General features: G+C 65.7%; 10 protein-coding genes. 3 read left to right on the top strand and 7 right to left on the bottom strand.

From position 1 onward, the window contains the following. Positions 1 to 59: 59 nt before the first annotated feature. From AAFG13_RS14900 to AAFG13_RS14885, 4 genes are all read right to left on the bottom strand, one after another. Positions 60 to 1,457, bottom strand: coding sequence for a glycerophosphodiester phosphodiesterase family protein (locus AAFG13_RS14900; protein WP_342712460.1), 1,398 nt, complete (start codon positions 1,455 to 1,457; stop codon positions 60 to 62). A gap of 202 nt (positions 1,458 to 1,659) precedes the next feature. Continuing rightward, positions 1,660 to 2,631, bottom strand: coding sequence for an efflux RND transporter periplasmic adaptor subunit (locus tag AAFG13_RS14895; protein ID WP_342712459.1), 972 nt, complete (start codon positions 2,629 to 2,631; stop codon positions 1,660 to 1,662). Then, the gene (locus tag AAFG13_RS14890; protein ID WP_342712458.1) at positions 2,618 to 4,969 is read right to left on the bottom strand and encodes an ABC transporter permease; all 2,352 of its coding nucleotides are present in this window, start codon (positions 4,967 to 4,969) and stop codon (positions 2,618 to 2,620) included. The genes AAFG13_RS14895 and AAFG13_RS14890 overlap by 14 nt, the downstream gene beginning before the upstream one ends. After that, positions 4,966 to 5,937 carry an efflux RND transporter periplasmic adaptor subunit gene (locus AAFG13_RS14885; RefSeq protein WP_342712457.1) on the bottom strand — a complete coding sequence of 324 codons (972 nt, stop codon included), beginning with the start codon at positions 5,935 to 5,937 and terminating at the stop codon, positions 4,966 to 4,968. The genes AAFG13_RS14890 and AAFG13_RS14885 overlap by 4 nt, the downstream gene beginning before the upstream one ends. A 590-nt stretch (positions 5,938 to 6,527) precedes the next feature. On the opposite strand from AAFG13_RS14885, the gene AAFG13_RS14880 reads away from it, so the two are divergent. Both AAFG13_RS14880 and AAFG13_RS14875 read left to right on the top strand, forming a co-directional pair. Beyond that, positions 6,528 to 6,830, top strand: a complete 303-nt coding sequence (locus AAFG13_RS14880) for a hypothetical protein (protein ID WP_342712456.1) — start codon at positions 6,528 to 6,530, stop codon at positions 6,828 to 6,830. A gap of 159 nt (positions 6,831 to 6,989) precedes the next feature. Then, complete coding sequence (locus tag AAFG13_RS14875; protein ID WP_212310597.1) at positions 6,990 to 7,142, top strand: hypothetical protein; 153 nt, start codon at positions 6,990 to 6,992, stop codon at positions 7,140 to 7,142. Positions 7,143 to 7,285: 143 nt separating this feature from the next. Here AAFG13_RS14875 and AAFG13_RS14870 read toward each other — a convergent pair whose 3' ends face one another. The 3 genes from AAFG13_RS14870 to AAFG13_RS14860 all read right to left on the bottom strand — a co-directional run bounded on the left by AAFG13_RS14870 (position 7,286) and on the right by AAFG13_RS14860 (position 11,254). Further along, positions 7,286 to 8,500: an ABC transporter substrate-binding protein gene (locus tag AAFG13_RS14870; RefSeq protein WP_212310596.1), complete on the bottom strand. Its 1,215-nt coding sequence runs from the start codon at positions 8,498 to 8,500 to the stop codon at positions 7,286 to 7,288. Between the two features lie 273 nt (positions 8,501 to 8,773). Continuing rightward, a complete protein-coding gene (locus AAFG13_RS14865; protein ID WP_342712455.1) occupies positions 8,774 to 10,342 on the bottom strand; it encodes a DUF4403 family protein in 1,569 nt (522 codons plus the stop codon). 222 nt (positions 10,343 to 10,564) lie between these two features. After that, complete coding sequence (locus AAFG13_RS14860; protein WP_342712454.1) at positions 10,565 to 11,254, bottom strand: L,D-transpeptidase; 690 nt, start codon at positions 11,252 to 11,254, stop codon at positions 10,565 to 10,567. Positions 11,255 to 11,502: 248 nt separating this feature from the next. Here AAFG13_RS14860 and AAFG13_RS14855 point away from each other — a divergent pair, with 248 nt between their 5' ends. After that, positions 11,503 to 12,717 (top strand): acyltransferase, encoded by a 1,215-nt coding sequence (locus tag AAFG13_RS14855; RefSeq protein ID WP_342712453.1) that lies wholly within the window; start codon positions 11,503 to 11,505, stop codon positions 12,715 to 12,717. The last annotated feature ends 8 nt before the right edge of the window (positions 12,718 to 12,725 follow it).

The following is a 12,725-nucleotide window of genomic DNA, read 5'->3' as shown; positions in this document are numbered from 1 at the left end:
CCCGGCGATACCGGGCGCATTTGTCGTTAGGCGCATGAAATCCGCGTCTGTTGCCAGCGTCACCAGCCGAGTTCGCGCAGATAGGCCGCGCGGGCGGCGACGCCGGTGTGCGTGAAGTCCGTGAAGACCCCATCCACGCCGAGACGGAAGAACTTCAGATATTCCAGGCCAGGGTCGCCGCGATAGTCGGCAGCCAGATATTTCTTCTCGTTGCGGAACGTGAAGACATGCACGAACAGGCCGAGCTTGTGCGCGTCGGCAATGACGCTGGTGGCGTCCTGCGTCGAGGCATCCGCCGTCGATCCCTTGTAGGGCGTGCCGTCGGCGTTGGTGTCCTTCCACGGTGAGATCTTGTAGGGGACGATATAGGCCTTCCACGGACCGATGCCGTCGGCATAGGTCTTGATCTCCGCGAGGCCCGCAGGCGTCAGCATCGCATCGAAGGTGCGGCCGTCACCCGCGACCGTCCAGTCGTACGGACGGGAATTGGCGATGTTGTTGAGCAGCACCTTGCCGGTCTTGAAGTCGACGCCGTTGCCGTCGATCAGCTGGACCTGCCGCGTTTCGAGTCCGTGGCTGTGCATATATTTCAGGCTGCCGGGCTCAAAGCTCTGAACGATGATCGGCGCGTCCTTCGTGTTGAGGCCGTTATCCCTGATGATCTTGATCAGGGCATCCTCGAGCGGGTGGCTGCCGGGCGCGCCGCAGCCATTGGCGATCGCCTGGGCATTGTTCCAGGTCGGATTCTTGGTTTCCGGATAGACCGCGATCGAACGTCCCGTCGTCTTGCTCTTGGCTTTGGCGATGTCGATGATGTCCTGGAAACTGATGATCGGAAACTTGCCGTTGAACAGTTTTGGCCGTTCGTTGGCGGCATCATAGGTGGTGCCGGCGATCCAGGTCTTCAGCTCGTCCATGGTGAAATCGGTGATCGACCAATCATTGGTGTGGTCGTCGCCATCGACGATGAGCGCCTTCAGCACCGATTTGGGATCGGCCGGATCGATGAGGTCGGTGGGATATTCGGCCGGCCCGCTGGTCGGCGTTTGCGCCCATTTCACCTTGACGGGAACGCCCGGCGCGGTGCGCTTGCGCTTCGCGACTTCCGCATTGGTCTTCGCCGCTTCGGCAACGTTGGTGTTGTCGCCGAGCCACGGATTGTGGCGCGCCACCAGCACGCAATCCTTGGTCAGATGCAGGTCCTCTTCGAGCGCGTCGGTGCCGAGGTCGGCGGCCAGCTCGTACGAGGCCTCGGTCTCCTCGGGCACCAGGCCCGGCACGCCGCGATGCCCGATCACGAGCGGCTGCTTGCCGTCGACGGTCAGGAACGGCTTGGCGCCGGCCGGCGCCGGGCGGGTTTGCGCTGACGCCATCGACGGCAGCAGGACCGCCAAAGCCGCCGCGCCGAGCAGCATCGCGCCAACATGCATCTTCCGTCGCGAACGAATCTGCCTCACGGCCAAGTCTCCATCTTTTGCGCGGCATCGGGGCGATGCCATGAGGGCCGAGCCCAACAGGACCGACGCTGTTGTCTTCTTGTCGCAATCTTCTGACAGTCCGATGACTATTCGGCGAGGCCGGCAGACACAAGCTTCCGCGTCGGGCCGGAGGGCGACAGCACGCACCTCATTGCGGCTCGCGACCGGGCGCGGCGCGTTGTCAACGCTCGATCCGGACGCTCATGCCGGGTTCGAGACCTTCCGCGGCGCCTGCGGGGTCGAGACGCAGGCGCAGCGTGTTGCGGTCGTGATCGCCGATCACACGCTCGGCCTGCCAGGTGGCAAACACCCCGAGCGGCCGCAACTCGGTGATGGCAGCCTTGGCGGCGGCGCCGGAACCGTTCGGTATCACGCTCACGGTCTTGCCCATCGCAAGACCGTCGAGATGGTCCTCGCGCACGTTGAACGACAGCCATTGCTTGCCGGCCGCCGCGATCATCAGGATCGGCTGACCCGCACGAACGTTCTCGCCCACTTCCGCCGCGATCACGCTGACCACGCCGTCGACCGGCGCGCGCAGCACCATCTTGTCGAGACGGCGCTCGAGCACCGCGACGGCAGCCGCGGCCGCCTGCACCTGTGCGTCGGCGATGGCGCGCTCCTCTTTGGTCGGCCCCGCCATGGCGGCATCGTAATTCGCCTGGGCCGCCGCCACGCCGGCGCGCGCGGCGGCAACGTCGTTCTCGGCCTGGTCGAGCGCCTGCTGGGTTTCAAAGCTCTGGCTCGCCAGCGTGGTGATCCGCTTGAGCTGGGTCTCCACATAGTCGAGCCGTGAATTGGCCTTGGAGATCGCGGCTTTCAGCGAGTCGATCTGCTCGCGGCGTACGCCGGCATAGACGTTGTTGCGGTTCGCCACCGCGGCGGCATGCGCGGCCCGCGCCTGGTCGGCCTGCGCGCTCAACTCGACCGCGGAGAGTTTGGCGAGGACGTCGCCCGCGTGCACCTTGGCGCCTTTCTCGACTGCGATCGACACCAGCTGGCCGTTCACTTCCGGCTCGATCCTGACCTCGGTCGAGCGGACCACGCCGACGATTGCAGGGGCCGGCGTTGCGCGGCTCTCGGCGTAGATCAGCGCGCCCGCGACGAGCCCAAGCGGGATCGCGACAATGGCGATGCGCCTAGCGTTGGGCATCTTGCTGTCCTCTCTTGAACACCAGCGCGGAGATCACGGCGAGCACGAAATAGCCCAGTGCCAGGCACCACAGCCTCAGCCAGTCATGCGAGACCTCCCAGATGCTGGCGCCGAGCTGGTTGATGCGCACGAGGCCGTCGATCGCCGAGTCGGCCGGAAACAGCCGGCCGAGTGCCGTGGCCGCAGGGGGGATGGCCTCGCGCGGCCATGCGAAGCCGGCGGTGAAGAACTGCGGCAGGCTGGTCGCCAGCAGCAAAATGGTGGCGTTCTCCGGCCGCGTGAACCAGGCGCCGATCGCCTGTCCCATGAAGCTCGTCGCCAGCAGGAAGACGGTCGCGAGCGCGAAGATCTGCGGCAGATGCCCGAGCGTCGAGAAACCATAGATCCGCGGCAGCACGATCAGATAGAGCGCGAGCGCCGGCAGGTAGATGGTCAGATGGGCCACGCCGCGCCCGAACACGCCCGCGACCAAGTTGCGAGAGTTCGCAACAGTGCTGCGGGAATTCGCCAGCGCCGTGCCGGTCAGCATCGCCGCGCCGATCAGCAGCGTCTGTTGCAGAATCAGCATGAACGCCGCCGGGACGATGTAGCTCGCATAGCCGCCGACCGGGTTGAAGATCGGTTGCAGCAGGACGTTGGCCGGGCTGAGGCTTGCGAGCTTCGCCTTGACCAGACTTCCGTCGGCGCGGGCGCCCCGCGACACCAGTTCGGATGTCAGCGTGCCGATCGCGGTGGCGACCGCGCCTGCGGTCGAGCGGAAGATGAACAGATAGGTGGCGTCGGCATAGACCGGGATGTGCGCGGTGAGGCCCTTGAGCACGTCGCGTTCGGTGCCGGGCGGGATCTGCACCGCGGCAAATGCATAGCCGCGGTCGATCGCGGTGCTTGCCTCCGCAAGGGTGCGGGCGCGAACCGTCACGCTCAATGTGCCACTGGCATCGAGCGTCTCGACGATCTGGCGCGAGAGATCGCTGAGATCATTGTCGACGACCGCAATCGGCAGCTTGCGCAGGATCTGGTTCAGATAGGGTTGCGGATAATAGATGCCGTAGACCAGCGGCGCGAGGAACAGCAGGCTGAAGGCGCTGCGCGTTCCGAGCACGCGCCGCCACTCCGCCGTGAAGGCGCCGTCGACGCCTGATGGCGCCGGCTCGCTGACCGGCGGTTCGGCCGGCCGCGCCGCCGCAAACCAGCCCCTGCGCGTCAGGCTCGCCATGCGCAGCAAGGCGAGCGCGGCAAACAGCAGCGTAAGGCCTGCGAGCGCGGCGAAGGGGATCGCCGATTCCGATGCCGGCAATCCACGCGCCGCCTGTCCCATCAGCACTGCCATGTACCAGCGCAGCGGCAGGATCGCGCTCCAGACCTGCGCAAACGTATTCATGCCGATGGTGGGAAAGCCGACACCGGCATAGCCGAAGGCGGGGGAGGCGATCAGGCCGGCAAGGCCGAGCCCGGTCGCGAGGTCGCCGACCAAAAGCTGCAGCAGCGCGCCGAGCGACAGGTAGGCGATGATCAGAAGCAGGCCCGCGGCAATCATCAGCAGCACGTCGCCCTTGAAGGGAATCTGCAGCACGCCTTCGAGGATCAGCGGCTGGGCCAGCATGATCAGGATGAAGATCACGAACAGCGGCGCCAGCTTGCCGGCGAGCGCGGCGATCGGATCGCCGCCGGCGCTTTCGAGCCACTCGCGCGCGTTGCGGCGGTGGAATTCGGAGCCGACCGAATAGCCCGCGGCGAGCGTGATCACCACATGGATGATCGTCGGCAGCAGCGCGCGCAGCAGGAACTGCGCGTAGTTCTTCTGCGGATTGACCAGCGCGATGGTCTCCGCCGACAGCGTTCCCATCGATGCCGGGGCGGGGGCGGCGCGGTTGGCGGGAGCTGCCGCGCTCGCCGCGGCGGACAGCACATCGTTCAGGCCCGACGACGCGATGCCGGCCGCTGTCAGGAATTGCTGGTTGTAGAAGCCGACCACCTGCGGACGGCGATCGGCCTTCAGGTCGCGTTCGAAGTTCGGCGGGATGAAGATCGCCGAGATCGCCTTGCCGGACCGGATGTCCTGCACGGCTGACGACGGCGAGCCGGAATCGTCGACGATCCGCAGACTCGGCGACGCCGCGACCTGCTGCGTCAGCGCGCGCGAAGTATCCGACTTGTCGGTGTCGACGATGGTGACGCCAAGGCCCCGGATCACCGGTTGGCTGAACACGGCCGTGAGCACCACGAAGGCGAACAGCGGCACGCCGAAGATCAGCAGCAATGCCACGCGGTCGCGCACCAGCCACTGGCATTCGCGCTGTGCGACCCGCCAGAATCCGGGCTTTGAGGCCAGCCTCATTGCCGCGACCGCCAGTCGAGATAGGCGCTCATTCCGGGCCGCAGATCGGGCACCGGCTGGACCGGATAGGCGCGGATCGAGAATGTCCGCAAGTCGAAATCGCCGGTGGCGCGGGTCGCCCGCCAGCTCGCATATTCGCCCTTGGTGGCGATCAGCTTGACCTCGACCGTGACATGACGGTCGTCGAGCGCCGGAATCCGGACGTCGAACTTATCGCCGACCTTCAGGCCCTTCACCAGATCCTCGCGCAGATCGAAATGGATCCACAGGTCGCCGAGATTGATCAGCGTCACCAGCGGCACGCCCGGCGAGACGAACTCGCCCGGCTCGACGTTGCGCTGATAGACCTGCGCGGCGACCGGCGCGTAGACCGCGAGCTGATCGATGACCGACTGGACGCTCTGAATGTCGGCTTCGGCCTTCTCGACATTGGCTTTCGCGATCGCGCGTTCTTCCTTGGTGTAGCCGTTGACCGCCTGCTCATAGGCCGATTTCGCCTGATCGAGCCCGCGCTCGGCTTCGTGCAGCGCATCGGTGGTCTGATCGAGGCGCGCCTGCGGCGCGTTGCCTTGCTCGGTCAGTGTCTTGGCGCGATCGAAGGTCTTCTGCGCCAGCACCTGCGCGGCCTCCGCGCGCTCCATTTCCGCCTTCCGCGCGGCGATGGTTTCCACCCGCGTTCCAACCATGACGTTGGCGAGTTGCGCGTCCGCGACCGCCTTGGCGGCGCGCATCTGATCTTGCTTTGCCAGCGTTTCCGGATTGTCGATCTTCACCAGCACGGCGCCCGCCGCCACGTTCTGACCGCGCTCGACCAGGATGTCCTTGACCCGTCCGTCGACGCGCGCGGCGATATCCAGCCGCGTTGCATCGACCTCGCCCTGCACGAGCAGCGGCTCGGGCCGCAGCAGATAATAGATCGACAGCGCAACGATGATTGCTGCAACGACGCCGACAATGATCGCCGGCATGCGCGTTGCCGCGTGCGCATTGTCCTGGCGCGGTGCTTGTGGTGGCTCCGACGTGCTTCGGCTCTCACTACCAGAAGGTGACACGTCCATAGCTGACCCCACATTGGCTCACGACCAGGATAGTCATTCACTATGGCGTGGATGTTAAATCCTGCCAACCTCGGCAGCCTGTCCGATCCGGCTTGAATTTGACCGAAGCAACCGCGTCCGGTGCTGCGCAAGCCATCTCGCTTCGATGTGCGCCGCATCGACGCGCGGTTGCATGCACAATTCCAGCGGCGGGCGCTTTGAGCGCGTAGCCCGCGTGCTCGCTGCATGTGACGAACCATCCTGCAGTGAACCCAGGTTCCGCCCAGGTTCGCGCCTGCGAGCACCAGCGTGCCCGCTGACTTTCGCGCCGCTGCCGCGTGGCCCGAGCAGGCCGCCATTGCGGGCCGCGCATGGCATCGCCGGTCACACGGATATTTGAAGCCCCGCGCCCGAATAAATCGCATCCGATTAAATCGGGACACTTGAAGACCGGTCGCGCCATGCCTTTATCAGGCGCGAGCGAATTAATCGTATGCGATGTAAATCGCGGGAGCGTTGCCATGACTACCAGGGTTTCCCACGTCGCCAGGACGTTCAGCACGACGACGTTCAGAACCATCGCGCTGGCGGCAGCGCTGTCGGCCATCACGGCTACGGCGGCCTCGGCCCAGGCCGCGATCTCCGAGCCGGCAGCCTACCAGGCGCTGTATCCGTATCGCGACGTGCTCAACAACGGCGCGCCGACGCCGGCGGCCAGGCTGGTGTTGCTGCCGCCCGCGGTGCTGCAGGCGCTGCAAGCGCAGGAGAGCGGCATCGGCGTCGTTCACGTGCCGCGCCGCAGTACGCATCGTGCCCGGCGCTGAGGCCCCACACGGGGATGTGCGTCGATCGACCCACATCCTCAAACCGGATCAGACCAGCTCTCGCGACCGTGATTGAATGATAACAATCATTCTATTGATCGCCGGTGCGGCTCGACTACGTCGAAATGCAGTAGCTTTCCCTTATGACGGAGACGTTCCATGACCAAGCAGATCGACGACCTCTCAAGGTACTATCGCTATGAGCTCGTGCACGGCGACCATGCCGATTTCATCGCCTATCAACGCAATCAGGGCGACGGCGTCTGGCAGACGTATTCGACCTGGATGATCCCACGCCCGAATGGCGAATAGCGCCGGCTGACGCGGGCGATTACCGGGACCTGCCGCGGAAAGAGACGCGGAAAGAAAAATGCGCCCGGTGCCGGCCGGGCGCATTTCTTGTTGGCTGTCATCAGGCGCACATCCGGGGGACCCGGCCCGCGGCAGCGTGCTCGTCAGTTCGACTTCACCAGCGGGCAGCCGCCCTTGTCGAGCGGACGGAAGGCTTCGTCGCCGGGCACGGTGGCGATCAGCTTGTAGAGATCCCACTCGCCCTTGGATTCCTCGGGCTTCTTGGTCTCGAACAGGTACATGTCGTGCACCATGCGGCCGTCGATCCGGATATGGCCGTTCTTGGCGAAGAAGTCGTTGACCGGCGTCTTGCGCATCTGCTCCATCACCTTCGGCGCCTCGTCGGTGCCGATCGCCTCGATCGCCTTCAGGTAATGCATCGTCGCCGAGTAGAGGCCGGCCTGGATCATGGTCGGCATGTGGCCGACCTTCTCGTTGAAGCGCTTCGAGAAGGCGCGGGTCTCGTCGTTCATGTCCCAGTAGAAGGCGTCGGTGACGATCAGGCCCTGTGTCGCCTTCAGGCCCAGCGCATGGGTGTCGGTGATTTCCATCAGCAGCGCGATCAGCTTCTGGCCGCCCTGGGTCAGGCCGAACTCGGCGGCCTGCTTCAGCGCGGTGGTGGTGTCGCCGCCGGCATTCGCCAGCGCCACGACCTTGGCCTTGGAAGCCTGCGCCTGCAGCAGGAAGGACGAGAAGTCCGACGAGTTGAGCGGATGGCGCACGTCACCCAAGACCTTGCCGCCGGTCTCCTTGACGACGTTGGCGGCGTCGCGCTCCAGCGCCATGCCGAAGGCGTAGTCGGCGGTGACGAAGAACCAGGTGTCCTCGCCGCGCTTGACCATCGCCTTGCCGGCGACGTTCGACAGCGCGTAGGTGTCGTAGGTCCAGTGCACGGTGTTGGGTGAGCAGGCAGTGCCGGTGATATCGGAGGAGCCGCCGCCGGAATTGATGTGGATCTTGTTCTTCTCGCGCGTCAGCGCCGAGATCGGCAGCGCGACCGACGAGGTCGGCACGTCGAGGACCGCATCGACCTTGTCGTTGTCGTACCAGTTGCGCGCGATGCTGACGCCGACGTCGGGCTTGTTCTGATGATCGGCCACGACGACCTGGATCGGCTTGCCCTTCACCTTGCCGCCGTAGTCTGCGACCGCCATCTCGACCGCGGCGACCGAGCCCTTGCCGGTGGCGTCCGCATAGAGGCTCGACATGTCGGTGAGCACGCCGAGCTTGACGACGTCGTCGGAGATCTGGGCGTTCGCCGCGGTGCCGGAGACCGCCAGCGCGAGGCCGGCCGCTGCTGCGGCCAAGAGCGATTTCATCGTGTTTCTCTCCCTGATCTTTTCCTTGGGGGTTGCTTCCACGAGGCACCTTCTATCCGGTGCGGCAACCTGTCGCAAAGACGACTTTTTGGGCATGCGTGAGTCGCGGCCCGCGGTGGCGTGCCGGCTCCTTTACCTCGCCCCGCTTGCGGGGAGAGGTCGGATTGCGGAGCAATCCGGGTGAGGGGGTACAGGTCTCACTGCATTCGCGACCCGTGGAAAAAGCCCCTCACCCCAGCCCTGTCCCCGCGAAGGGCGGGGAGAGGGGCAAGACTACAGCGCCGGCAGCGCGGTGACGGCGGCCTTGATGTTGCCGTCGGTCTCCACGATCACCCGGAGCGTCTTCGAATCGAACGCGATGCCGGCGAGGCGGATGCTGTTGACGTCGGCGTCGACGCGGATGCCTTCCTCGTTCTTCTGCAGGTCGGCGATGGCGGCGGTGATCTTCCGCTGCGCGTTGGTCGCGAATGGCTTGAGGTCGACGACCAGCCGGTCGGCGAGCGCCTGCTGCAGATGCGGGATGGCCGCGCGCGCGGCGGCGCCGAGCAGGCCGAACGCGGCCTCGGACTCGACCGCCAGCTCGACGTCGGTGAGCCGCAGCGTCTGCGCCGCCTGGTCGAGCCGCGGCCGGCCCCAGATGTGCACGGTCGCCTCGGCGCCGAAGCCGAAGAAGCTCTTCTTCTCCTTGGCGTGCACCAGAAGCGAGATCAAAAGCCGGTCGCCGGAGGCGGCGATGCTCGCACTCTTGACGGTCACGTCGACCGGGCCGGAGCCGTCCTCGGGGAAGGTCTTGCCCTTCAACTGCGCCTCGACGAGCTGCGTCAGCGTGGTGAAGGACATGTCGACCGGCAGGCCGACCGAGACCTGGCTCGGCATCGGCGGGACGATCGAGAGCTTGTCGGGGAACGGGCAGTTCGGCGTGGTCTGCGTCTCCGTGATCCGCGTCTCGGCCTCGATCCCCATGGTCAGGATCAGCGAGGACGCATCGACCTTCGGCTGCGCGGCGATCGCGCGGGTCGGCCGCAGCTCGAGCCACATCGGCGGCATCGACGCGGTGCCGCCGGTGCCCTGCAGCGGGATCGAGCGGCAGGCCTTGACCCATTGCGTGCGGGCGGCGTTCTGGAACACCGGGTTGTTCTGCAACCGCGCCTCGACCACGGAAATCTGGTCGGCGACCGCCTTGTCGATGACCGGCTTGACCTGGGCCGGCACGCTGATGCGGACGCCGGCGGCCGACAGGCTGGTGTCGCCGAGATTGACTTGCGCCTGCAGGTTCGGCTCGATCCGCCAGGACGCGCCGAGCTTCGGCCGCGCGGTCAGCGTGACGCTGCCCTTGATGTCGGCATTGGCGTTGATGTTCTTGATGTTCACGGCGCCGATCTGCTTGGCGACGTTGCCGCCGAGCAGGCTGCCGAGCGCGTCGCTGACCGCGCCGGTCGCCTTCGCCGACAGCGAGCCGGTGACCTTGAGCGTGCCGTTGATCGGGGTCGTCAGCGTCAGCACGTCCTGCGCGCCGGTGGCCGCGATCGGCCCGCGCGAGGCGGTCCAGCCGATGTCGGCATTTTGCAGGATTTGCTGGACCGGATTGTCGGCCTTGCCGCCGAAGGTCTTCGGTGCGCCGTGTTCGGCGGCATCGCGGATCGCCGACAGCGCGACCGAGACCTGCGCCACGACCGTCGAGGAGCGCGGCGCCGGCGGCAGCGGCGGCAGCTGCACCAGCGGTGGCGTCTGCACCGTGACGCTCGGCGCGAGCCAGTCCATGGCCTTGAGGCTGATCGCGAACGAGACCAGCACCACCGTCAGCCCGAGCGCGATCGTTCTTGGATGCATCGGTAGACGCATCATTCCCCCGGATGAAATCAACTTGACGGGTTGTACAGGCCCGCCGACGAGGGCGCCAGTGTGGCGGGATCAAGCTGCTTCGGGGGCGGAGGCGGGCCGGTCGCCCGAGATCACCTGTAAGTTAACGATCTGGACGTTAACGATTATGAACGCGACGACGGCACCGGCATCGTGCCGGAGCCGTCGTCAATGTCTGCTCGCCAATGTCTGAATGTGTCGGGCCTAGCGGACGGCCGAACCGAGGTCGGCACGGCGGTCGGTCATCGGCAGCACGATCACCTTGGTGCCGACGTTGACCCGCGAATAGAGGTCGGTGACGTCCCCATTGGTGAGGCGCAGGCAGCCGGAGGAGACGTGGGTGCCGATCGTCTCCGGCGCGTTGGTGCCGTGGATGCGGTACACGGTGCCGCCGAGATACATGGCGCGGGCGCCGAGCGGGTTGCCGGGGCCGCCGGCCATGTGGCGCGGCAAATAGGGTTGGCGGGCGATCATTTCCGGCGGCGGGGTCCAATCCGGCCACTCCGCCTTCTTGGTGATGGTCTGGGTACCCGACCAGGTGAAGCCGTCGCGGCCGACGCCGATGCCGTAGCGCATGGCCTGGCCGTTCCCGAGCACGAGATAGAGATAGGTGTGCGGGGTATCGATGATGACGGTGCCGGGCGCCTCGCGGGTCGGATAGGCGACGACCTGGCGGCGCAGGCGGGCGGGCAATTCGACGGAACGGTCTTCCTCCTGCGCCTGCGGCATCGACTGCACCGGCGGCTGCACCGCCTCGGTCGGCGGCGTCAGGATGAAGGGGAACATCGGCAGCGGAGCGGCCGCGGCGGAGCCCGAGAAAGCGACGGTGCCAATCGCCAGCGCACCGAAGGCGGCGGCAGCGAGACGTGCGTTCAGCTTGATGGAATTGAACATTGTCGACCCCTGTTGTTTGCGCCCTGCGCGCCAGTTCCGGCGCGTCGTTGGGTCAAACCAGTACAGGTGAGGCGTTTCAGGACGTTTGCACGAAATCGCCAAAATGGTTTCGTGCGGTTAGGGATTTGTTTCGTCGGTGTTTCGTCGCACGGTTAAGGGCACGTTGCCGGGCGCTGTCCCGTCCCGAGACATCGTTCCTGGCACGGCGCTTGCTGTCCGAAGGCGTGGTTTGGAATGGAGTGGAATTCATGCCAGCGCCTTCGATCGGAAGCATGCTGGATCAGCAGAAAGGCTTTGGTCCCGGGTTCGATTTTCTCCGCGTTGCGCTCGCGATCTCGGTCGTCGCCGGGCATACGTCCTATCTTGCCACCGGGCGCGGCGACTCCGATTTGACGGGGATCTTCTGGTTTCCGCAATTTGCCATCCTCGTGATGTTTTTCGCATTGAGCGGATTCCTGATCGCCGCAAGCGGGCTGCGGCTCAGCCTGAAGGAATTCCTGATCAATCGCGGCATGCGGATCGTTCCGGCGCTCGCGGTCGAGATCGTGCTGTCGGCGTTGATCCTCGGACCGATCTTCACCACGCTGCCGCTCTGGGACTATTTCACCAGCGCCGGCACCTACAAATATTTCACGAATGTCGTCGGCCTCGTGAACTACACCCTGCCGGGCGTATTCAGCAGCAATCCCGCGCCGGAGGTCAACAGTTCGCTGTGGACCGTGCCGTTCGAATATGGCTGCTACGCGGTGATGGCGGTCATCATGACCTTGGGGCTGCTGCGCAGGCCGGCGCTGATCGTGCTCGGCGCTGTCGTCCTGGCCGGTATCGGCTTTGCCGTGCAGATCACCGGGCATGCCGCAACGCCGTCGCAGCTGCCTCCCGGCGTCGCCGGCTCGCTGTATGACAAGATCTTCAGCACGGCGCTGTTCCTCGGGCGCGGCGCGAAACTGCCGGTTGCCTGCCTGCTCGGGATCGCGATCTACCTTTACCGCGACCGCATTCCCTATGACGGGCGCATTCTCGCCGTCTGCTGCGCGCTCTGCCTCGGAGCAGCACTGCTCGGACCGGCCGCCTGGATCACCCAGCCCGTCCTCAATGCCGTCATTGCTCCGGCGCTGGTTTACATCACCGTGTTCCTCGGTGTTTCGAAGCTGCCGCGGCTGCCGCTGTTTTCAAGGGGCGACTATTCCTACGGGATCTATCTGTACGGTTTCCCGATGCAGCAGGTGGTGAAGGTGTGGCTGCCGAACGCGTCGTTGATTGTCCAGTTCGCCGTCGCGCTGGTGCTGATCACGGCGTTCGCGGCGTCCTCCTGGCACTGGATCGAGAAGCCGGTCCTGAAGCTGCGCCGCCATTTCTCGTTCGTGGCGCGCAAGCGGCTCGAGCCGGAGGATATGGTCGAGATGCTCGAGGGGATCGGGCCGCTAGCCATCAGCGTCAGCGGCAGCAGGCGATCTTCCTGACGAGCAGC

The sequence above is a fragment of the Bradyrhizobium sp. B124 genome (assembly GCF_038967635.1).
GTDB lineage: Bacteria > Pseudomonadota > Alphaproteobacteria > Rhizobiales > Xanthobacteraceae > Bradyrhizobium.
The sequence above is the reverse complement of the archived record's forward strand: the minus strand, read 5'-3'. Positions and strand labels throughout refer to the sequence as shown.